This window comes from Lactococcus cremoris subsp. cremoris NBRC 100676, assembly GCF_001591705.1.
In the GTDB taxonomy this organism is placed as follows: Bacteria; Bacillota; Bacilli; order Lactobacillales; family Streptococcaceae; genus Lactococcus; species Lactococcus cremoris.
In genome coordinates this window covers 38,455-61,627 of sequence record NZ_BCVK01000005.1, presented here as the reverse complement: position 1 = coordinate 61,627, position 23,173 = coordinate 38,455, and the positions used below count along the sequence as shown (strand labels likewise).

The window sequence follows — 23,173 nt, the reverse complement described above, 5'->3', positions numbered from 1 at the left end:
GGCGGACAAAGCGAGAATATTCTAGGAAATTAGGAAATAAACTTTGAGCCAATTGGTGCTTAGCTTTAAGCGTTTCACTAAAATGCAGTACGCCCCATAGGTAACAAGCGATAACTAAGCAATCTGATGTTGCGAGATGGACGTTCTTTCGGTTTTGAACCTCAAGGGGAACCCTCGTTTGATAAAGCGTCTCAATGGTTGTCAGTAAATAAACAAAAACTTTTGGGAGTGTGCTATTATAAGTCATATAAGTCGTGCGCTTTCTAATGCTTAGTGGTTTAAGATTAGGATAGCACGACTTATTTATTTTCCAATGAACTTAACTAGCAATTCGGGTTTATAATCATATAATTTAAATTTAATACTTTTTCTTTCATCGTTTAATAAAAAATCATTATCGTTGTTTGGGATAGCGTACCTACTAAATAAAGATTTATGATGGATTTTAATGAGTGAGTCATAGTTCCTTTCAATTGTTGAGATAATATGCTGAAAAAAAGTTGTTATTGATTCGTTTTCAATGTTTTGGCTGAGATAGTCTAAAATTATAAAGTCAGACATATTTTTATCGGATGGTGTAGTTGATTTTTTTTTCAAGATTATTTAATATATCTCTATAAGAAGAATGGCTGTATTCATCATATTTTAGAGTTAGATTTTCTTGGTGTAACATATTGGTGATTATTTCTGGTTCATGGTTGGCGATTGTTCATGGATTTGCTCAAATGAAAACTTGGGAGGCTCAATTGAGTTTTGCACCATTTTTACCACAAGTATGGACAGGATATGCCTTCCACATTAACTATCGTGGACGTTTATTGAAAATTTCAGTCGGTCAAGAAGTAAAAATTGAATTATTGCGTGGACAATCTTTAAGTCTTAAGATTTATGATGAAACTGTAGAATTGAGTGATTCTTATATTACGAAAACAAGGTAATTTGATTGCTTTGGATGACTTTTTTATCAAAAATCTAAAAAATAGTTGAAAATTAGTCTAAAATTTGGCAAAATAAAATTTGAAAGATTCAAAAAAGAATAGAGAAAGGAGCGCTGAGTTGAGCTAGCTTCGGCTAGTTTTAAGTGAAAATATGGCAGTTACAATTAAAGATGTTGCAAAAAAAGCTGGTGTCAATGCTTCCACGGTAAGTCGAGTCATTAAAGACAGTTCAGAAATTTCGGATAAAACGAAAGTAAAAGTTCGCAAAGCCATGCATGAATTGGGTTATCGTCGTAATGCAGCGGCTCAGATTTTAGCTTCTGGGAAAACAAATACCATTGGAGTTGTCTTTCCCCCGGTCGCCGACAAAACAAGTCAACCTTTCTTTATGAAAATTTTGACCTCAATCAATGAAACCGCTCGGGATTATGATGTGTCGATTGCTATCGCGACGGGACATTCGGTCGGAGAATTAAAGAAGCAAGTTGAACTTCAATTATCCGAAAAACGGGTTGATGGATTCATTGTGCTTTATGCTGGAAAAAGTGATGAAGTTCGAGATTATCTTTTAGAAAATAAGGTTCCTTTTGTTCTAGTAGGGACGCCAACAGAAGGTAAAAACGAAATTACACATGTGGATAATGATAATATGCTCCTTGGACGTGAAGCTGTTCGGCTTTTAGCCCAATTAAATCATCAGAATATATCATTTGTAACAGATACGAAAGAAACAGAAGTTTTTGAAGAGCGTTATCAAGGCTTTAAAGATGAAGCAGAAAGATTAGGTCTCAGCCACGATTTATTATTCATGGATAGTAATTTTTCACTAAGAAATGAAACAGCATTAGTGGTTATGGATGATGTCCTATCTTTAAAAGTGGTGGAGCGTTTACGAAGTCAAGGACTAAATGTTCCAGAAGATGTAAGTCTCGTTACTTACAACAATTCCATTTTTGGGGCAATGATTCACCCTTATCTCACAACCTTTGATATTCATATTGAACAATTAGGGGCAAGTGCCATCAAGAAAATTTTAGATTTACGAGATAATAAAGAAAACTTACCAGAAAAAACAATCATTCCTTTTGAATTAATTGTTCGGGAATCAACAAAAGCTAGAATTTGAGTTCTAGCTTTTTTAGTTTTGTTTAAGATAGGGTTAAGCCTAGTACAAGACAAAAATATGATAATAGTGTAAAATAATAGAAAGGATTGGGCGCGGTTTTATTGACTTTTCGGCCAATTTAACCAAAAATAATTTATAAATTATTTGCCTTAAAAAATGTGAAAAGGGATGGATTCAATGATTAAAATTTTATTATTGGAGGACGATTTATCACTCTCTAAATCTGTTTACGATTTCTTAAAATCTTTTGCACAAGTGAAACAAGTTTATGATGGAGTTGAAGGACTCTACGAAGCAGAATTGGGAATTTATGATTTGATTTTGCTTGATTTGATGCTTCCAGAAAAAAATGGTTTTGAAGTCTTAAAAGAACTCCGTGAACAAAATGTGGATACACCTGTCTTAATTATGACTGCCAAAGAATCTTTGGATGATAAAATGCATGGTTTTGATATTGGGGCAGATGATTATTTAACAAAACCTTTCTATTTAGATGAACTTAAAGCACGAATTCAAGCACTTTTAAAACGGACAGGGAAATTGGAAGATTCCAATGGTTTGTCTTATGGAAATATTCGTTTGAATTTATCAAATAAATCAACTTTAGTTGATGACCAACCTGTTGATTTAATTGGTAAAGAGTTTGATTTAGTTGTTTATTTAATGCAAAACCAAAATGTTATTTTGCCAAAAGAGCAGATTTTTGACCGAATTTGGGGTTATGATAGTGACACAACTGTGACGGTTGTTGAGGTTTATATGAGTAAAATCCGGAAAAAATTGAAAGATACAGAATTTGTCAATAATCTTTCAACTTTGCGAAATGTTGGCTATATCTTGAGATAAAATTTTACTGACAGCTTATGGATTTATAAAAACTTTTCTATAAACTAAAAATGTGACTTCGGCCAGTTTATTGTGCCAAGCCGCAAGCTTAACGTAGATATGAACTCAGCTTGTCCAATAAGTCAGTGCTAACGAGATGGCTCCAATGCTAAAGGGAGTCAATAAATCGCTAGCTAAAAGAACTGTCAGTAAATCTATCTAGAAATGAGACCTCTTTGAAGAATATAATTAAAAAAGTTAAATCTTCAGCTATCGTAAAAAATGATGGGAAAAATTTCCTTCATTTTTTTCTAGCTTTTACAGTGATCTTTGTCGCCCTAGCCGTGATTATTATTCAAGTCATGCAATTGGGAATGTACAGGGCGACTGACCAAAATTTACATAATTTAGCTCAAAATCGAGTGTTTTTGGAAGAAGCTGCCAATAATCAATTTGGTACGAGTGATTCACAAGATAGTGGCTTTTATGGGCCAAATAATAGTGTTATTTTTTATGACTCAGAAGGAAAGAGTTTCATGCCCTCATCAGAATCAAACGGACGAATCAGTACCAACTTTGTGATGAGTCGTTTGCAAAAGGCTATGAAATTTAATGAAAAGCAAATTAATACCATTCAGACTGTTTCAGTAAAAAATCCCTATGGTGATAACTGGCATTATCGGTATTTGACCACTTCGCAATTTATTATTACAAATTCTGATGGGACAGTCACGCCAGTTTACGTGCAGATATTTTCAAATGTGGATCAAATTCAAGATGCAATGAGTCGGGCGATGTGGGTCATCGTGACCACAATGATTACTTTCTGGATTCTGTCAGTAATTATCAGTCTATATCTTGCAAATTGGACCTTAAAACCAATTTTAGCGGCTTATGAAAAACAAAAAGAGTTTGTTGAAAATGCGTCACATGAATTGAGAACGCCTTTAGCAATCTTGCAAAATCGCCTAGAATTACTTTTCCAAAAACCAACGGCAACAATTATAGACGAATCTGAAAATATCTCCGAAAGTTTATCCGAAGTTCGTAATATGCGGTTGTTGACCTCAAATCTGTTGAACTTGACAAGACGGGATTCTGGAATAAAGATTGAACCAGAGCCCACAACGGCAACCTACTTTGAAAATATTTTCAATAGTTATGAAATGCTTACCGAAAATGCAGGCAAAAAGTTTTCAGGAAACTTGAAATTAGAAGGCACAGTTAATTTGGACCAAGCGCTCATTAAGCAGCTGCTGACGATATTATTTGATAACGCCTTGAAATATACTGACAGTGAAGGTGAAATTTCGGTGGACGTGATAAAAAATGGTGGCTTCCTAACTTTTGCAGTTGCTGATAATGGTGAAGGAATTTCTGATGAAGATAAGAAAAAAATCTTTGACCGATTTTTCCGAGTAGATAAAGCACGAACTCGCCAAAAAGGTGGCTTAGGTTTGGGACTTTCTTTGGCCAAACAAATTGTTGAAGCCTATAATGGGAAAATAACAGTTGAAGATAATAAACCTAAAGGAACAAAATTCATTGTCAAGATTCGTGTGGACAGCACAATTTCAAATCCTGCAAAAATTTTCCAAAAGTTGTAAAATATGAGAGAAAAAAATTACTGACAAATTATGATAAGATAATAGTATCATCCAAATTATGACAATTTTGTCAGTCAATTTACTAGTTTTTTAAAGGCGAATACTGTCAGTAAAAACTAAGTAAATCTATAAAGGAGAAAAATCAAAAATGTCAGTTTTAGAAAAAATAGACAGCCCAGCAGATTTAAAAAATATTTCAAATGAAGAATTAGAAGAATTAGCTTCAGAAATTCGAGCAGCAGTCCTTCACAAAGTATCAAATGTCGGTGGTCACGTTGGTCCAAATTTGGGCGTGACTGAATTAACAATTGCCCTTCACAAAGTTTTCAATTCACCAGTTGATAAGTTTATTTGGGATGTTTCCCACCAAACTTATCCACACAAAATTTTGACTGGAAGTAAAAATGGATTTACTGATGGACATTTCCATGACATTACTCCTTATACCAGTCAAAGAGAGTCTGAGCACGACTTTTTCACGGTTGGACATACCTCAACATCCATTGCTAATGCCTTAGGTTATGCCAAACCGCGTGATTTGACAAAGGATAAAGGAAATATTATTGCGGTAATTGGCGATGGTTCAATTTCAGGTGGACTTGCTATGGAAGCTCTCAATAACGCTGGAGATTTCCAAGGAAACCTGATCATTTTATTCAATGATAATCAAATGTCAATTGCTGAAAACCATGGGGGACTTTACCGTAATCTAGCCGAACTTCGGGAGACAAATGGTCAAGCTGAAAATAACTTCTTTAAAACATTTGGTTTAGATTATAAATATTTAGAAAATGGAAATGATATTGAATCACTTGTCAACTTATTTGAAGAAGTAAAAGATATTGACCATCCAATCGTTCTTCATATTCATACTGAAAAAGGTCGCGGTTACCAACCAGCCCTTGAAAATAAAGGAAGCTTTCCACTGGCATATGCCCTTTGATCTTGAAACAGGTCAATCGAAAGTGACTGATTCTGGCAAATCTTATAGCTCTATCATGTTAGATTACATGGACAAAAAAGTTTCAGAAGGTTTGCCACTTGTAGCTATCAATGCAGCAATCCCTGGAATTTTTGGCTTGAAACAATTTGCAGCTAAATATCCAGACCGTTATATTGATGCTGGAATTGCCGAACAATTTACCATAACATTTGGTGGGGCAATGGCTGCAGCTGGTGCTCGTCCAATCATTTTCCACAATTCGACCTTTGTGCAACGAGCTTATGACCAATTTTGGCATGATTTAGCAATTAATGAAGAACCAGCGATTGTCATTGTTAAAGGTGGGGTTATTTCAGGTTCAGATGAAACGCACCAAGGCTCATCAGCCATGACTTGGATTTCAAACATTCCAAATATCAAATATCTTGCTCCAACATCTGAAGAAGAGTTCATTTCAATTCTCGATTGGGCACTTGACCAACATGAAGAACCAGTCGTTATTCAAATGCCAGAACATGGATTAGAATCACGTCCAACAGTTCTAACAGATTTTTCGACGAGTTCATATCAAATGACAAAAGCTGGTGAAAAAGTTGCCATTTTGGCTCTTGGTGGACTTTATTCACATGGTGAAAAAGTCGCTAAGATTTTAGCTGAAAATGGAGTTAATCCTACACTTGTTAATCCAATTTTCATCAATGATTTGGACCAAGCTTTCCTTGAAAACTTAGTTGAAAATCATCAAGTGATTGCCACTATCGAAGATGGAATTCTTGACGGAGGATTTGGTCAAAAAGTAGCCTCATTCCTCGGGAAATATGATGTGAAAGTTTTAAATTTTGGAGCGAAACGTGAATTTAATGATTCTGTTCCTGTTGCTGAACTTTATGACCGCTACCACCTTACCCCTGAATTGATGGTTGCTGATATTCTGAGCCTTTCAAAATAAAAACTTTTATTGACAAAGTTCTCAATCATTTCTGTCAGTAAAAAATAAATTACTGACTAGTCTGTCAGTAAAATTAAGGAGAATAAGTATAGATTCTTTCTTAATAATAAAGTGAAATAGATGAAAAAAGTATTAGTGAAAGCAGTACATGGCTATCAACGTTGGATTTCTCCAGTCTTTCCCCCAGCCTGTCGCTATTATCCTACCTGTTCCAATTACATGATTCAGGCAATAGAAAAACATGGACCAGCCAAAGGATTGGCGATGGGAACAGCACGGATTTTACGTTGTCACCCTTTTTGCCAACCAGGTTATGATTTAGTTCCAAAACATTTTAGTCTCCGTCGTAATTGGGCAGAGCCTGAAAAAAAAGAAGAAGAGGACTCAAAATAGTTTTGAGTCTTTTTTATTTATTGAAAAAATTCTAATAAAAAACAAGATGAAATCGATATCAAAAACAATTAAAAAATGGTAAAATGAAAAAAAGAATAAAAAAGGAGTGTCATCTATTATGCCATTTAGTAAAGATTTTCTCTGGGGCGGAGCTACCGCAGCTAATCAATGTGAAGGCGGATATAATCAAGGAGGACGTGGACTTGCTAACGTTGATCTTGTGCCTCACGGAAAAGACCGTTTTCCAATTATTACAGGGGAAATGAAGCACCTTGAATTTGACGAGGAACATTTCTATCCTGCAAAAGAAGCGATTGATATGTATCACCATTGGAAAGATGACCTCGCCCTTTTTGCTGAAATGGGCTTTAAGACCTATCGAATGTCAATTGCTTGGACACGAATTTTCCCCAAAGGAGATGAACAAGAACCAAACGAAGAAGGCTTGCAATTTTACGAAGATATTTTTAAAGAATGCAAACGTTTAGGAATTGAGCCGTTAGTTACCATTACTCACTTTGATTGTCCAGTTCATTTGATTAAAGAATATGGGGGCTGGCGTAACCGAAAAATGGTTGGCTTTTATGAAAATCTGGCGAGAACAATTTTTACTCGCTTTAAAGGATTGGTTCGCTATTGGCTGACATTTAATGAGATTAATATGCTACTCCATGCTCCATTCATGGGGGCAGGACTTGTCTTTGAAGAAGGGGAAAATAAAGAACAAGCCAAGTATTTGGCTGCTCATCATGAACTTTTGGCTTCAGCTTTGGCAACAAAAATAGCTCATGAAATTGATCCAGAAAATAAAATTGGCTGTATGTTGGCCGCTGGCGAATATTATCCATTTGATTGTAATCCAGAAAATGTGTTGGAAGCTCAAAAACAAAATCATGACAATCTCTTTTTCATTGATGTTCAATCGCGTGGGAAATATCCTAACTATCTTCTAAAAAGATTAGAACGTGAGGATGTTCAACTTCCAATTGAAGCGGGTGATTTAGAAATTTTAGCAGAAAATACTGTTGATTTTATTTCATTTAGCTATTATTCTAGTCGAGTGGCTAAGATAAAAGACAAGGACGCAGATAAGTCAGCTGGTAATATTTTTGAGTCTGTCACTAATCCCTATTTAAAGGCAAGTGAATGGGGCTGGCAAATTGACCCTATTGGACTCCGAATTACAATGAATTCTATTTATGATCGTTATCAAAAACCATTGTTTGTTGTTGAAAATGGTTTAGGAGCCCTAGATAAACCAGATGAAAATGGTTTTGTAGCAGATGACTATCGAATTGATTACGTGGCTGCTCACATCAAAGAAATGAAAAAAGCGGTTGAACTTGATGGTATTGAGCTACTCGGATATACTTCTTGGGGATGTATTGCCTTGGTTTCAGCAGGCACTGGTGAAATGAGTAAACGTTACGGATTCATCTATGTTGACCGAGATGATTTCGGTAAAGGAACTTTGAAACGAACACCTAAGAAGTCATTTGATTGGTATAAAAAAATGATTGCAAGTAATGGTGAAGATTTAACAAATGAATGATTGATAAAAGGGGGATTTTCCCTCTTTTTTTATCAAATAAACATTTCTTTGAATTTGAGTTTTTTATCAATCAAGAAAAATTTACAATAGTTAGGCAAGTGTCCATTAAAAGGAAGCAGTGCTAGAACTTTTTTATGAAATATGATAAAATCGTGTATTGCGTAATTTTTAAATCCGCAGTCATGAAGTATGAAAAAGCCTCGATGATATTTAAGAAATTTAAAAAGTTACAAGTGAGATAAGAATGATGAGGATAAGAAGTGAAAAGTATAAAAAATACCTGGAAGTTGTTTGCCCTAGACTGGAAACGAATTTTTAAAAATCCTGTGGCGACCTTTTTAATCGTTGCCTTAATGATAATTCCCTCTTTATATGCTTGGTTTAACATTAAAGCCTTGTGGGACCCTTATGCCAATACCTCGCAATTGCCAATTGCAGTCTACAGTGCAGATAAACCTGCTAGTTTTCAAGATAAAACCATAAACATTGGTGATGAAGTTCTGAAGAATTTAAAGAAAAATCATCAATTAGGTTGGAAATTTGTAGATTCTAAAGCAGAATTGGACAAAGGAGTTAAATCCGGAAAATACTATGCTGGAATTTACTTACCAAAGGATTTTTCAAAAGACCTTTTAAGTTTTACAACCGGTGATATTAAAAAGCCACAAATAGTTTATTCTATTAATGAAAAGATAAATGCTATTGCTCCCAAAATAACCTCTAAGGGTGCTTCATCTCTTCAATCACAGATTTCTGAAGAGTTTATTAATACGGCAAGTAGTACACTCTTAAAAACCTTTAATACGATTGGTTACGATATTGATAAAAATATGGTCAGCATTCAAAAGGTTAAGTCAGCAATTTTATCAACAAACGATAATCTAGGAACCATTGACAAATACACCCAACAAGTGGTTGACCTTCATGGTAAAATGCCAGAAATCAAAGAAAAACTGGCTAAGGCTAACGAATTTATTACTTATTTACCCGAAGTTGATTCTTTAGGTCAAAAAGTAATTAGTTTGAATGATAAAATGCCTGAAATTGATAAAAGTTTGTCACTTGTTTTGACTCTTCAAGAAAAAATTCCTGAAATTCAAAACGCTGGTAAACAAATTTCGATGATTGATGAAGACTTTGCGTCAGTTGAAAGTACTATGACCCAAGGAATTCAAGAAGCAAAAGACGGCTTGCAAATCATCAATCAAGTTCAAAAATCAATGCCAGACATTCAAAAATTAGGACAAGATGCAGATAGTTTAGGGACAATAACCCTTGATGCTGCAACAAAAATGCAACAGGCACTTCCGTCAATTACAAGTAGTGTTAAAGTGGCATTGGAATCTATTAAAGATTTTTCTAGTGATACGTCAACAATTATTTCAACAATTGAAAAAGCGATAGATGATAATCAACTTACGTCAGAAGAAAAGCAACAAATTAATAGCCTTATCACTGACTTTGTTACCAATATTAATCAACAAAGACAGTCAATTAAAACAACAGTTGATTACCTTAAGCAAATTCAAGAAAGTAACGGAAGTCATGATTTAGATTCAGTTATTGAAAAACTAACTAACTTAGATTCCTTACTTTCAAGCCTTAGTGACAGAATGAATCATCTTAACGATTTGATTCAAACTGGTAATGTCTCTGATGTTAAAAACTATTTGGACGAAATTAATAGTTTAGTTACTAATATAGCTAATATCGCAAATCAAATCAATCCAGATGAAATTAACTCAATTATCAGTAACGCTTTGACAACACTGACTAAAACAATCACTGATGCCAAAGGTTTATTAAATCAGGCTCAACAAATTGACTTTGAAGCTTTACTAAATTCAACAAGTCAAACAGTTTCTAATGCTATTACCATTTTAGAAAAATATCAAGGTGAAATGCCAGCCATCAAACAAGAAATTCATGATGCAAACTTGATGTTAAATGGAAATATGACGACAATTGTCAATGCAATTAATGAAGGGGCTAGTCTTTATAAAAATGAGTTCCCTATCCTTAAAAGTAAGTTGGGCACAGCTTCTGATTTCTTTAAAAATGATTATGCTGGTGTTCGTAAAGATTTAACAGATACCTTAACAATGGCAAATGAGAAAATGCCTGACGTCGAGTCTACTTTGAATCAAGCCAATAGTTTAATCCAAAATGACTGGCCTGAAATCAAATCGGGCATTCAAAAAGCAGCAACAGCCATTCAAAAAGGTGAAAAAGAAGTTGATTTAGGAGAGATTGTTAAACTTCTAAAACTTGATGCTACTAAAGAGAGTGACTTTTTGACCCAACCAGTAGAAGTGCAAGAAAATCAAGTTTATCCTATTGCCAACAATGGTTCGGCAAGTACACCTTTTTACACAGCGCTTTGTCTGTGGGTCGGTGCAGTCTTACTTTCAAGTTTGGCAACAACAGAGGTTCATCTATCAGATAAAGATAAAAAACGTTATTCTAAACGTGAACAATTCTTTGCTCGAATGGGAAGTTTCGTAGCCATTGGACTTGCTCAAGCCTTGATTGTAACCTTAGGAAACTACTTTGGTTTAGGGGTAGATGTACGAGACCCATTCTACAGCGTCCTCTTTGCCTTACTGATATCCATCGCCTTTATGATTATGGTTTATGTCCTAGTCGCGCTATTTGGTAATGTTGGTAAAGGAATAGCGATTATTATCCTTGTACTTTCCATTTCTGGTGGTGGTGGGAACTATCCAATCCAAGTTTCTGGAAAATTCTTCCAAGCCATTAATCCTTATTTACCATTTACCCACGCTGTTAATCTTTTACGAGAATCGGCTGGAGGGATTTATTGGCCAAACGCTTGGTTTGCAATAATTATCCTTGTGGCAGTATCAATTGTATTTGTTGCAATTGGGGCCTTTCTCTTCCCACACTTTGAAGATAAAACGAAGAAAATTTCTGAAATCGGAAGTAAGAGTCATTTCTTCCATTAAAATATAAAAAATTGCTGACCTTGTGGCCAGTAATTTTTTTATATTTTATCAATCATAATCAGTAAATAGTAGCATAGAAGTTGTGCTATAATAAGTCTATGACTAAAGTAAACGAAGAACGTGTGCAAGAAATCTTTAATAGTATTTCATCAGATTATGATAAAATGAACGCCATTATCAGTTTTAAACAGCATGATTTATGGCGGGCTAAAACAATGAAAAGAATGGGAGATTTAACTGGTCTGTCTATTCTTGATTTGTGTTGTGGAACTGGAGACTGGACTTTTGATTTATCTGAAAGTGTTGGCCCTTCTGGTAAAGTAATTGGTCTTGATTTTTCAGAAAATATGCTCGAAATTGCTAAGGCTAAACTTAAAGAAGAAGCGAAGAAAAACATTGAATTTCTACAAGGAAATGCGATGGCTTTACCTTTTGAAAAAGGAAGCTTTGATGTAGTTACGATTGGTTATGGGCTAAGAAACACACCTGACTATCTTACTGTATTAAAAGAAATTTTTCGTGTCTTAAAACCAGGGGGCAGAGTGGTTTGTATCGAAACATCACACCCAACCTTACCAATTTATAAACAAGCTTTTGAACTTTATTTTAAAAATGTCATGCCCTTTTTTGGTAAAGTTTTTGCCAAATCTTTAAAAGAATATCAATGGCTTCAAAAATCAGCAGAAGATTTTCCAGATGCCAAGACGCTTGAAGAACTTTTTAGAAAAGCTGGCTTTGTTGCCGTAGAATATCAAAAACATGGTGGTGGAGCAATCGCAAGCCATTTTGCCACTAAATCCAAAAAACCTAAATCAAATATTCGTATTGGTAAAAAGTAATCGGTCAATAAAAAAGAAAAATTTCGAGGAAAAAATATGCCTTATAAACGTTATGGGGAAATTTTTAAAAAACTACGAGAACAAAAGAATTTTTCGCTTTCTCATTTTTCAGAAATAGGTATTTCAAAAGCGAGTTTATCAAGATTTGAATTAGGTCAAACCATGATAAGTTTTGAACGCTTGGATAGTGCTTTGCAAGAGATGAATGTGACTTTAGCTGAGTATGAACATTTTATCAATAATTTTTCAATGGATTATAAAGAAGAATTTTTAGAAGATATAATTCTTGCGGATATTGCAGATGACGTCGATAAACTTCACAATCTCTATCTAGAAGCTATGGAATATGATTCAAAAATGCTTGCTTATTGTGCTAAAAGTCGTTATGATATACTGACACAAAGGGAAGCTGATGATGTGGTTGAATATCTCTATGATGTTGGAGAATGGGGATATTTTGAACTTTCGATTTTTTATCTGACTTTGGGCAGTTTCAGTGAACGAGAAATTATGTATTTGATGAAAGAACTCTGGGGGAAGAGTAAACATTTATATGGTGTTTTTAAATATCGCAGAAGAGTTCTTCAATCTTCGTATCGAGCGGTCGTTTTGCTTTCCTCAAAAGGAGCTCGTGACTCAGCTAGAAGTATCTTGCAAAAAAGTTACCCCAAAGAGGATTTCTACGACCTCTATGTTGAAAATCTAAGAAATTTGGCGCATGGTTTTTATAGCTATTGTTTCAAAGATAAGATAATAGCCGAAAAGCAAATCAAAAAGGCCATTGAAGTTTTTCGGCAAGTTGGTTATGAAGATTTAGCAGATTATTATCAAAAACGATATCAAAAGCTTTTAGGAAAATTATTAACATAAAAAAGTCTCCAGATTACTTCGTTGCATTTCTGCAATGATTTAAAAAGGAGACTTTTTTTCTGATAAAATGAAGTTGAAGATAAAAGAAAGCGCGCTTGAAAATTAATGGAAAGAGAAATATATTAAAAAAATTTAATAGGATGAACAAAATTGTACAAAAATATAATAGAAAGAAGGAAATTCTTATGAAACCAAAACAAATTTATGTAATCCTAATAGCTTTAGCAGTTTTTTCAGAATTTTACTCAATATCAGTGTCTGCCGATTCAGTTGTTTCGAATTCTCAAGATGTAACAACTCCTTTAAGAATACTACCACGGATGAATATGGAATTTGAAGGTGGTAGTTCAGATAGTGGATATTGGACCAATACTTCTAATCTAACATTTATTCAAAACACTGCTTCTGGAGTACTTTATTATGACCAAGTAAATCATAAGTATGTTTTTGCTCAAACGAGAGGTCCAATGGGAGCCGCAATTTACGTATTTAATGCTCAAGGAGTAAACTGGTAGAAAGGAGAAAATATAACATGTTTAAAAAGGAAAAAGAAAATAAAGAAAAAATCCTAAAACGAATTGATGAACTTCTGAAAAATGAGTCAGAACTTAAATCATCTGAGAAAGAAATATTATTGGACTATCGCGAACGAATTGAAAAAAGTAAAAACTTTGAATTTGAATTAGTACATTTCAGAAATGCTTTACTTCCCTTGGTTATTAGTTCTCAACTTTCTCAAGAAGTCTTGAGCTTTTATAAGGAACTTCGAGCTGAAAGAAAAGTAGCTTGGGGAGAAGGAAGTTCTTTGTTGACAGGAATTTCTCAATTTCCACCAAAAAGAAAGTGATGTAGATTATTAGAGTAAAACTCAGATGAATAATTTTATTTACACTGCATAATCTGATTACTTTAGAAAAGAGGCTTTAAATGTTGCTGAGTATCGTTATGCTCTTGACAATCTGGGGGGCTTATTTAATAGGAAAAAAATATAAAGATTCTTTTTTTATCAGCTATGGCCGAAGCAAAAGAGGATTGATTATCATTGCTTCGTCGGTAATACTTCTTAGTTTCTTTGTTTTTGTAAAAAAAGGTAGTTTGTTTCCAGTAGTTTTATTCTCTATTCTATTAATTGGTTTAGGTATCTATTAGTTAATACATGATAGTAAACGAGATTCTGATGAAAAAATAGAGAATTAAACTTAACAAGGAGGTAGAGTGATGTTTTTAGTTTTATGGCTGGCGATTGTCGTCATCGCATTTCTTCTACAAATCTATGTTTGGCCACGAATTCCAAAATCAATTTTTAAGTATAGAGGTTTAGTCTTATCTATTTCTCTCATTATTCTTATTTTTGTTGTGAGAATACCATTAGAAATTACTGCATTGACACTTCCATTTTATTTGATGATGCTCTTTGGTTTATTCCTTTTTTGGAAAGATAGAAAACTTTAAGTAAATCTGTAGTTAAAAAATTAAAGGTACTCGATTGAGTACCTTTTTGAGTAAATTTATACAGGGGTGTGTATATTATTAAAAGTACAAAACATAAGGAATCTATTTTATGGTATAATAATCTTGCTTAAAAATTTATTAAAATAAGCGTTAGTAGGGAAGTAGTAATGAAATTAAAAGATATAGAAAAATCAACAAATAAAAATCTTTATCTGCTTTTTCTAAGTGTACTCGTGGGCTTGACTGCGGGTTTTTTGACCAGTCTTTATCGGTTGGCCTTGGAAAAAGCTGAAAATTTAGGCTTGGGTATTTATAGTTTTACCAGTTCACATCTTATTTTTATTCCCCTTCTTATTTTGGGTCTTGTTCTTTTGGCTTTGCTTATTAGTTTTTTAATGACAAGATATCCAATGAGTTCAGGTTCAGGAATTCCACAAGTCAAAGGTCAGTTGCAGGGTTATTTTAAAAACAATTGGTTTACGACTGCTTTTGCTAAATTTATCGCGGGAACTTTGGCAATGTTTGCGGGACTTTCTCTTGGTCGTGAAGGACCTTCGGTTCAACTTGGAGCTTCAATGGGTCAAATGGTTTCTAGTCGATTGGCCGAAACCGAACGCCATAAAAGGATTCTAATTGCCTCTGGGGCATCTGCTGGTTTGTCTGCGGCTTTCAATGCGCCATTGTCAGGTGTGATGTTCACTCTGGAAGAAGTCTTTAAATATTTCTCTCCTTTGATTTTACTCACTTGTATGACCTCAGCAATGGTTGCTGATATGGTTGCACGATTAATGTTTGGGAGCGGACCAGTTTTTCATTTTCAAATTGTTGGTTCTATTGACCTGTCAAATTATTGGTTGCTTATTATTTTAGGAATTATTTTAGGGTTCTTTGGTGCTTTTTATAATTGGACCCTTTTAACAAGCCAAAGTTTGATGAAGAAAATTAAAAGTCCTTTCTTACGCGTTTTAATTACGCTTTTAATCGTCGGAGTGACAGGCTTGGTTTTTCCAAGTATAATTGGAAGTGGCCATCACTTAATGGATTCTTTTAGTTTGGGCATGGGGCTTGGTTTTCTTTGTCTAGTCCTCATTGGAAAGTATCTTATTTCAATGATTTCTTATGCTTCAGGTGTTCCTGGCGGAATTTTCTTCCCATTATTAGTTTTAGGAGCAAGTCTGGGTGCTGTCTTTGCTACAATTGTGATTTCAGTTTTTCATCTACCAAGTCATTTATTTGCCAATCTAGTGATTTTGGCAATGGCAGGAACCTTTACTGCTATCGTGCGAGCGCCAATGACTGGCATTTTGCTCTTAGTGGAAATGACAGGGTCATTTGACCATTTGCTTCCTTTGGCATTTGTTTCATTGATTGCATACGTTGTAGCAGATTTATTAAAAGCAGAACCAATTTATGATTCATTGCTAGAAAAAATGTTGAAAGAAAAAGAAATAGAGATTGATGATTCTGATAAACAGATGATGTTTGAAACAATTGTTCAATTTGATTCAATTGCTGACCGCAAGAAATTATCAGAGATAAATTTACCAGATGGTTGTTTACTTGTGTCAGTGCATCGTTCTGGAAAAGATATTATTCCACATGGAGATACCGAGTTACAGGCTGGAGATTATCTCACATTTTTGATTAAAAGGGAAGATGAAGTGCTTGCTCGTGAGCAGCTTCGTCTGGTTCTGAATGAAAAATAAAAAAAGTGATATCTATCACTTTTTTTATTTTGTTAAATATTGCCAAATGATTGAGAGAAGTAGACTAAAGGCATAGGCGCTATTAAATAAGACCATGTTTCTTAAGGAGTAAACAAAACTTCGCGGACTTGGTACTTGATGCTCGTGTGCTTTCAGATTTTTTCTAATGATAGGGAAGGTAAGCAAGCTAAGCAAAGTTGGCCACTCAAAAATTCTAAATAAAAATCCATGGATAATAGCAAGATAAGAAGCATACATCAAAATTTGGAAAAGTTTAATGCCATAAGGGCGACCAATATAATAAACCAATGTATAACGGTGATTCTTAATATCTGTATCTAAATCACGTAAATTGTTGGCGAGCATGATGTTAGCAATGGTAAAAATAAGAGGTAAGCTGGCAATAATCATAGCAATAGCAGCAAAAATACTGCCGTTTAAGCTAAAAGTATTATTTGTAAAATCAAGATTGAGACTAAAAATTGGGTCTTGAGAAGTATTAATTAAAATGACCATTGCAAAAATTCCAAAGCCCATTGTACCACCGGAAAATATTTCTCCTAGTGGCATTCGAGAAAGCGGAATGGGCCCATAGGTATAAAAAACACCAATGAAGAAGACAATTCCACCAAGTAAAAAGAAGAGCCAACCCACAAAATAAGCGAGGGAGAATCCAAGAATCAGACTCAGAGCTAACATCAAAAGGATTATAAAGGCAACAAGGTTAGTTGAAAGGTTAGCTTGACCGATGATGTTTTCTTGTTTTTTATAATTTTCATCTTTGGCCTTTTTGTAATCCTGATAATTGTTAATAGCAGTTACGGTCATATCAAAAAGCAGCATAGCCACCAAAAATAAGAGCGAAAGTCCTAGATCTAGAATTTTAAAATAGCTTATACTAAAAAGAATACCGATGAGATAAGGAAAAATACTCGCAATTTTTGTTTTAATTTCGACGAGCTCTAAAAAAGATTTGAGAGACATAAAAACTCCTGAAAATATATTTTTAATAAAAACAGCCGTTATTTTACGGCTTTTATTTATTTGTTTTTTGAGAAAAAAAGTTTCTGCATTTTAATAATATTAAAAAAGTTTAAGTATCATTGTGGGCAGAAGTTTGCGATTTGACTGGAGTGCTTTCATTTCTATTGTAATTATAACTGATTATAGGCTAAGAATCAATGAAGAAAAGCAAAGTCGCTTTGAAAGGGTTTATGTGGAAATGCCCAAAATATGATTATTCGAAGGGAAGTGGGAGCGTTTTAGAAAGATTTCAAAACGTAGTATGGATAATACAATATTAGAATTAAATTTGAAAGAAAAGGCTTTATAGTCGGATTTGTGAGGATTTTTTAGCAGTTTTTTTAAGGTTCGGTTAAGTAATGGATAATATAATTGTGCCTCATGAGTGGTAGATAAACTCTACTGCTGATATTAAATAGTTTTTTAACTTACAAATTAAATTGATCAATTAGTTTGCAAGAAATGAATCTCGAAACGTCCATAGCGTGCAATGACGTTAAACTGCTTACGGTAATCCTACACAAGCGTTCGGACTTTATGATGTGTATGGGAAGTAACCATGATGATAGAAGATAGACTGGGCTGATCAAGTCCTATGGAATGTTCTTAGTGGCGAAATCGAAAGGTCTAAATGAAATTAAGTAAAGTTGCTATTTCAACTGGATTAGTTGCATCATTCATGTTTATTGGGGGCGGAATCGCTCATGCGGATACACCTAAATCAACTCATGAAGTTGCTATAGAAGTTATTAACGGAAATTACGGTAATGGAGACGCTCGTGTCACTAACCTTAAAACAAAAGGTTTTGATGTAAAAGCAATCCAAACAGAAGTTAATAATATTCTGACAGGAACAACAACACAAGTTTCTGCTACTGCTAAGACTACTGAAGAACAACCTACTAAAGTTACATCAGCTGCACCTGCTCAAGCAGCAGAAAGTGTTTCTGGTGGGCTTAATACGAGCCAAACTTCTGGACAAATTGACATCCAAGCTCTTGCTAATTATATGGCATCGAATACAGCTAATGCAGCGGGCTATTCTGCTAGTGAATGGGCTTATATCATCACTCATGAATCAAATGGGATGGCTGATAGTGTGAATTCAAGTTCAGGTGCTTACGGTGCCTTCCAATTATTGGGTCATGGTGAATACGCAGGTATGACTCTGGCTGAACAAATTGCAATGGCAAGCAAACTTCCAGCAGGTAGTTGGGTAGTTTATAACTAAGCATTGATAAAATTCGTCTTTTAATATTTGAACAATAAATCAAACTTAGCGGCTCATAACAATCATTGTCAAGTTAATTGGTAATCGATTGAGTATAAAAAAGAACACCAGATTTGGTGTTCTTTTTTATTTAGATGGCCCCTGCCAGAATCGAACTGGCAATCACCGCTTAGGAGGCGGTAGTTATATCCAATTTAACTAAGAGACCAGAGATAAGTTACTGACAGACTTAAAAAATATTTCTGTCAGTAACTTTTAAAGGAATTTATTTATTGTCAGCATCAAAAACGATGCCAGCACTTTGACGCATTTGATATGAGGTTTCAGAAACTTCATTGGCAAATTGATGCAGTTCATAGCTTGCAGTAAAATCTTTGTTTTCTAAAATATGGGCAAAATCTAGAGCTTCATCATAAAGAGAATGTTTTGGGGCTTCAATGTCAATTGTAGATTCTGAACCATCCATAGCAATGAATTTGGCTGAAGTAATCGCATTAACGCCATCCAAAATCAAAGTTCCATCAGTTGTATAGATTTCACTAGGAAGATAGCTATTTACGTTTCCAGCACATTTGATGGAAACTTTGTAATCTTCATAGTCAAGAATACCGACACCTGCTAAGTCTACTCCAGAAGGAAGTATAACGGCGTCATAAGTTACTTTTTGGGGTTTTCCAAACCAGAAAATTGCAGCGTACAAGAGATAAACACCAAGGTCAGCTAAAAGTCCACCTGAAAATTTAGGATTGAATTTATTTGGAAGTTCACCTTTTAAGAGGGGAGCCATTTTTGACGAATATTTTGAATAAGTAAAATCGGCCCCTTTGATTGTTTTGTCAGCAAGAAAATTTTTGATGATGGAAAATGAATGTTAGTGAATATTACGAGCAGCTTCAAAGAAGAAGACATTATTTGCTTTTGCAAGCCCAATAATTTCTGTCAATTCAGTAGGATTTGAGAAAGCTGGTTTTTCAACAATAACATTATGGCCAGCTAGAATTGCGGATTTTGCTTGTTCAAAGTGAAGAGCGTTTGGACTAGCAATGTAGATGACATCAAGTGGAGCTTTGAAAAAATCAGCAAGATTATCGAATTTCTCAATTGCTTCAAAATCGGCAGAAAACTGCTCAGCGGATTCAAGACGACGTGAATAAACAGCAGAAAACTGAAATTTTTCAGTCATATGTGCGGCATCAATAAATGAGCGAGCAATCCAGCTCGTTCCAATTACTCCAAGTTTTAGCATCAAATTCTCCTTTATAGGTGGACAGAAATCTTCGTTAGAAGATTCTAAATTTCTGTTAAAATCTTGTTCTATTATATCAAATTTTTTCTTAAAGGTCATTGCTCTACTATTGAATTTTAAGTAAATAAATTATAAAAATAAGAATTCAAAAGATTCTATGTCACTTATTAAGAGCTTTTGTCAGTAAAATTAAGAGTTTTTGATGTGAACGCTTAAAAAATAAAAAATTGTCAGTTGATGACAAAAAGCCCAAAAATTGTGGTAGAATATATAGAAGAAAATTTGGAGATTTGATTTTGAAGAAAACGTTGATTATTGGTGTCACTGGCGGTTCGGCAAGTGGAAAGACAAGTGTTTCACATGCTATTTTAGAAACTTTTTCAAATGAAAGAATTGCGATGATTGAGCATGATAGCTACTATAAAGACCAATCGCATTTGACTTTTGAAGAACGAACAAAAACGAACTATGATCATCCCTTAGCCTTTGATACAGATTATTTAATTGCTCAATTAAAAGAGCTTCAATACGGACGTGCGGTTGACATCCCGATTTATGATTATGCTAAGCATACTCGCTCTCAAGAAACTTACCGTCAAGAGCCTGTTGATGTTTTGATTGTTGAAGGAATTTTGGTTTTAGAAGATGAGCGTTTGCGTGACTTAATGGATATCAAAATTTTTGTGGATACTGATGATGATGTGCGTATCATTCGTCGAATTCGCCGAGATATTGAGGAAAGAGGAAGAACTCTAGACTCAGTAATTACACAATATCTAGAAGCTGTCAAGCCAATGTACCATCAGTTTATTGAACCTACTAAGAGATATGCTGACGTCATTATACCTGAAGGTGTTTCTAATACAGTTGGTGTCGATATTATAACGACAAAAATTGCTAGTATTCTAAATGACTAAAAAAACTGTCTGCTGACAGTTTTTAATTTTTATTTAGTGAATATCGTGAAAAATTACTGAAATAAAAGCGCTTCTTGTCCTTAAATAGCAATAATGGTAATGCTTACTTTTTTTGTGAAAGTATGGTATACTTAATTCGTAACAATTGCAGAAAGGAAATCCGCAACTTAAAGCGGTGGGTTATAGGAAACTTGTAACCGAGGGATATTGTTAAAATGGAACTTTTTGAATCACTGAAACAAAAGATTAGTGGAAAAGACTTAAAAATTGTCTTTCCTGAAGGAACTGATGCACGTATTTTAGGTGCTGCAAATCGTCTTAATGCCGATGGATTGATTACACCTGTCTTTATTGGAAATGTCAAAGAAGTCACTGAAACATTGATTTCACGTGGAATTAACCCAGAAGGCTTTGAGATTTACGACCCAGAAAATTGTGGACGTTTTGAAACAATGACAGAAACATTTGTTGAACGTCGCAAGGGTAAAGTTACAGAAGAACAAGCAAAAGAAATTTTGAAAGACCCAAATTGCTTTGGAACAATGCTTGTTTATATGGGAATTGCTGACGGAATGGTTTCTGGTGCAATTCATTCAACTGCTGATACTGTTCGTCCGGCTCTCCAAATCATTAAAACAAAACCAGGAGTAAAATCAGTTTCTGGTGCCTTTATTATGGTTCGTGGTCGTGATGACAATGAAAAATATATTTTTGGTGACTGTGCAATTAACATCAAACCTGATGCTCCAACACTTGCTGATATTGCCGTAGCCTCAGCCGAAACTGCAAGACTCTTTGATATTGACCCTAAAATTGCGATGCTTTCATTCTCAACTAAAGGTTCTGGTAAATCAGAAGATGTGGATAAAGTGGTTGAAGCAACAACACTAGTTAAAGAAGGTCACCCTGAAGTTGAAATTGATGGGGAACTTCAATTTGATGCTGCCTTTGTCCCAGCTGTTGCACGTCAAAAAGCACCTGATTCAGAAGTTGCTGGTCGTGCAAACGTCTTTATCTTCCCAGACATTCAATCAGGGAATATTGGATACAAAATTGCGCAACGTCTAGGTAATTTTGAAGCCATTGGCCCAATCTTACAAGGATTGAATGCGCCTGTTTCTGACCTTTCACGCGGTTGTAACGAAGAAGATGTTTATAAACTTGCAATCATCACAGCTGCTCAAGCTTTAAAATAATAGATTGAAATTCTGTCAGTAAATTTAAAAATTAAATCATTACTGACAAGATTTTTAGGAATCCGCTCTTTGAGGCGGATTTTTTTTGTTGGCTTAAAAATGTTATAATTAAAAAATAAAAAAGGAAATGAGAAAAAATGACTAAATCAAAAATATTTGCTCTTATTGGGTCAATCATTTTTACAATTCTTGTTCTGCTGGGACTCCTTAGTTTTTGGATGATTATTTCCATGCAAACTGGTTCAGAAATTATGACAGAACTTCAAGATGCTGGATTTGATAAAAACTTATTATCTACAGCAGCAATGATTGCGGGACTAATTTTAATCGCTTTGCTTGTACTTAATTGGATAGCTTTTGCTAGGTTGAATAAAGAAAAAGGTTGGGGAATTTATTTCTTAGTCGTTGGAATTTTTTACGGACTCGCCTCAGTTTTTAACGGAGCAGGTTTAATTTTAACTTTACCAGTTGCCATTTGTTTCATTCTAGCTTTTGTCTATCGAAGACGAGAAGTACTCGAAAATAAATAAAAAAGTTACTGACAGATATTTTGTCAGTAACTTTTTTTATTATAAGATTCCCCAATGGTTGAATGCATTGATGATTCCATGATTTGTATTCTCAGTAGAGATGAAATCAGCTAGTTCTTTTAGTTCTGGCACTGCATTTCCCGTTGCCGTTTTGTGGTCAGCAGCTTTGAATAAATCAAGGTCATTACGCCCATCGCCAAAAGCAAAGGTTTGACCAGTGAAATTCAAAACTTCTTTGACATGATTAATTCCCGTGCCTTTATTAGTTGTGCTATTTGTCACATCAATTGAACTAGGAGAATTCATGAAAAAGTTGAGTTCAGGCACTTGTTCTTTATAATACTCAACCTGACTGAGATGATTCGTTAAAACCAAAAGCATGTTGACTTCTTGGGAAAGATAACGTCTAGCATCTACTTGAGGCATTGGCATGTGAGTGTAAGAATAGGCTCTTTTAGCTAAATCAGTGAGTTCGCTCACCCAATAACCTTGGCTATCGTAAAAAGAAAGGGCTTCTGAATGGGGTTGTGCGGCATCTAGTAATTTTTCAACACTTGCCGTTGGAATTTCTTCCTTATAGATTGTTTCACCTTCTAAAACAATGTACTGACCGTTCATAGCAATAGCTCCAGTAATCCCTGTTGTAGCCATAATTTCATCCAGTTCAAAGTGACCACGACCAGTGGCAATAAAAGGCAAGACACCATTTTCACGAATGCGGTGAATTCCTTCAATGACTTCTTGTTCAAGTTTACTTTGACTGTTAAGCAAAGTTCCGTCTAAATCGAAGAAGGCCAAAGCCTTATAATCATTGATATTTTCCATAAAATTATTGTATCAAATTTATGATATAATTGTAAGTGG

Annotated in this window: 18 protein-coding genes, 1 tRNA gene and 4 pseudogenes; 18 read left to right on the top strand and 5 right to left on the bottom strand. The window is 34.6% G+C overall.

The features are described 5' to 3' along the window. Window positions 1-247: pseudogene (locus LLA01S_RS12075) on the bottom strand (IS982 family transposase); the annotation flags it as partial. A 436-nt stretch (window positions 248-683) separates the two neighbouring features. On the opposite strand from LLA01S_RS12075, the pseudogene LLA01S_RS01600 reads away from it, so the two are divergent. The 14 genes and pseudogenes from LLA01S_RS01600 to LLA01S_RS01530 form a co-directional block, all read left to right on the top strand. Further along, window positions 684-938 (top strand): annotated as a pseudogene (locus tag LLA01S_RS01600) (glycosyl hydrolase family 65 domain-containing protein); the annotation flags it as partial. Window positions 939-1,089: 151 nt separating this feature from the next. After that, window positions 1,090-2,064, top strand: coding sequence for a LacI family DNA-binding transcriptional regulator (locus LLA01S_RS01595; RefSeq protein ID WP_021165588.1), 975 nt, complete (start codon window positions 1,090-1,092; stop codon window positions 2,062-2,064). Window positions 2,065-2,241: 177 nt separating this feature from the next. Beyond that, the gene (locus LLA01S_RS01590) at window positions 2,242-2,910 is read left to right on the top strand and encodes a response regulator transcription factor (RefSeq protein ID WP_218006049.1); all 669 of its coding nucleotides are present in this window, start codon (window positions 2,242-2,244) and stop codon (window positions 2,908-2,910) included. Window positions 2,911-3,125: 215 nt separating this feature from the next. After that, complete coding sequence (locus LLA01S_RS01585) at window positions 3,126-4,496, top strand: sensor histidine kinase (RefSeq protein WP_061777732.1); 1,371 nt, start codon at window positions 3,126-3,128, stop codon at window positions 4,494-4,496. Window positions 4,497-4,644: 148 nt separating this feature from the next. After that, a pseudogene (locus LLA01S_RS01580) lies at window positions 4,645-6,388 on the top strand (1-deoxy-D-xylulose-5-phosphate synthase). Between the two features lie 120 nt (window positions 6,389-6,508). Next, window positions 6,509-6,781, top strand: coding sequence for a membrane protein insertion efficiency factor YidD (gene yidD, locus LLA01S_RS01575; RefSeq protein WP_011676678.1), 273 nt, complete (start codon window positions 6,509-6,511; stop codon window positions 6,779-6,781). A gap of 118 nt (window positions 6,782-6,899) precedes the next feature. Then, the gene (locus tag LLA01S_RS01570) at window positions 6,900-8,333 is read left to right on the top strand and encodes a 6-phospho-beta-glucosidase (protein ID WP_061777731.1); all 1,434 of its coding nucleotides are present in this window, start codon (window positions 6,900-6,902) and stop codon (window positions 8,331-8,333) included. Window positions 8,334-8,593: 260 nt separating this feature from the next. Beyond that, window positions 8,594-11,299, top strand: coding sequence for a YhgE/Pip domain-containing protein (locus tag LLA01S_RS01565; RefSeq protein ID WP_061777730.1), 2,706 nt, complete (start codon window positions 8,594-8,596; stop codon window positions 11,297-11,299). A gap of 98 nt (window positions 11,300-11,397) precedes the next feature. Further along, on the top strand, window positions 11,398-12,138 hold the full coding sequence (locus LLA01S_RS01560; protein ID WP_011676574.1) for a demethylmenaquinone methyltransferase: 741 nt from the start codon (window positions 11,398-11,400) through the stop codon (window positions 12,136-12,138). Window positions 12,139-12,174: 36 nt separating this feature from the next. After that, on the top strand, window positions 12,175-13,008 hold the full coding sequence (locus LLA01S_RS01555) for an Rgg/GadR/MutR family transcriptional regulator (RefSeq protein WP_061777729.1): 834 nt from the start codon (window positions 12,175-12,177) through the stop codon (window positions 13,006-13,008). 95 nt (window positions 13,009-13,103) lie between these two features. Next, window positions 13,104-13,523 (top strand): lactococcin family bacteriocin, encoded by a 420-nt coding sequence (locus LLA01S_RS12815; protein WP_228763937.1) that lies wholly within the window; start codon window positions 13,104-13,106, stop codon window positions 13,521-13,523. A gap of 17 nt (window positions 13,524-13,540) precedes the next feature. Then, window positions 13,541-13,855, top strand: coding sequence for a bacteriocin immunity family protein (locus LLA01S_RS01545; protein ID WP_011676571.1), 315 nt, complete (start codon window positions 13,541-13,543; stop codon window positions 13,853-13,855). Window positions 13,856-14,226: 371 nt separating this feature from the next. Next, complete coding sequence (locus tag LLA01S_RS01535; RefSeq protein WP_014572271.1) at window positions 14,227-14,460, top strand: hypothetical protein; 234 nt, start codon at window positions 14,227-14,229, stop codon at window positions 14,458-14,460. A 167-nt stretch (window positions 14,461-14,627) separates the two neighbouring features. Further along, on the top strand, window positions 14,628-16,166 hold the full coding sequence (locus tag LLA01S_RS01530; protein ID WP_011676568.1) for a ClC family H(+)/Cl(-) exchange transporter: 1,539 nt from the start codon (window positions 14,628-14,630) through the stop codon (window positions 16,164-16,166). Window positions 16,167-16,190: 24 nt separating this feature from the next. On the opposite strand, the gene menA is transcribed toward LLA01S_RS01530, so the two are convergent. Next, window positions 16,191-17,150: a 1,4-dihydroxy-2-naphthoate polyprenyltransferase gene (gene menA, locus LLA01S_RS01525; protein WP_014572273.1), complete on the bottom strand. Its 960-nt coding sequence runs from the start codon at window positions 17,148-17,150 to the stop codon at window positions 16,191-16,193. A gap of 670 nt (window positions 17,151-17,820) precedes the next feature. Between menA and LLA01S_RS01520 the strand changes: the two genes are divergently transcribed. Next, entirely contained in the window at window positions 17,821-18,420 is a 600-nt protein-coding gene (locus LLA01S_RS01520) for a transglycosylase (protein WP_021165578.1), read from the top strand. A 135-nt stretch (window positions 18,421-18,555) separates the two neighbouring features. Here LLA01S_RS01520 and LLA01S_RS01515 read toward each other — a convergent pair. After that, window positions 18,556-18,628 (bottom strand) — tRNA-Arg (locus LLA01S_RS01515). Between the two features lie 57 nt (window positions 18,629-18,685). Next, window positions 18,686-19,666 (bottom strand): annotated as a pseudogene (locus LLA01S_RS01510) (Gfo/Idh/MocA family protein). A gap of 296 nt (window positions 19,667-19,962) precedes the next feature. Here LLA01S_RS01510 and udk point away from each other — a divergent pair. The 3 genes from udk (at window position 19,963) to LLA01S_RS01495 (ending at window position 22,309) form a co-directional block, all read left to right on the top strand. Next, complete coding sequence (gene udk / locus LLA01S_RS01505) at window positions 19,963-20,583, top strand: uridine kinase (RefSeq protein ID WP_011676564.1); 621 nt, start codon at window positions 19,963-19,965, stop codon at window positions 20,581-20,583. A gap of 215 nt (window positions 20,584-20,798) precedes the next feature. Beyond that, complete coding sequence (gene pta, locus LLA01S_RS01500) at window positions 20,799-21,779, top strand: phosphate acetyltransferase (protein WP_015082685.1); 981 nt, start codon at window positions 20,799-20,801, stop codon at window positions 21,777-21,779. Window positions 21,780-21,916: 137 nt separating this feature from the next. Next, complete coding sequence (locus LLA01S_RS01495) at window positions 21,917-22,309, top strand: hypothetical protein (RefSeq protein ID WP_011676562.1); 393 nt, start codon at window positions 21,917-21,919, stop codon at window positions 22,307-22,309. Between the two features lie 39 nt (window positions 22,310-22,348). Here the strand turns inward: LLA01S_RS01495 and LLA01S_RS01490 are convergent, their stop codons facing one another. Then, window positions 22,349-23,134, bottom strand: coding sequence for a Cof-type HAD-IIB family hydrolase (locus tag LLA01S_RS01490; protein ID WP_061777728.1), 786 nt, complete (start codon window positions 23,132-23,134; stop codon window positions 22,349-22,351). Between the last annotated feature and the right edge of the window lie 39 nt (window positions 23,135-23,173).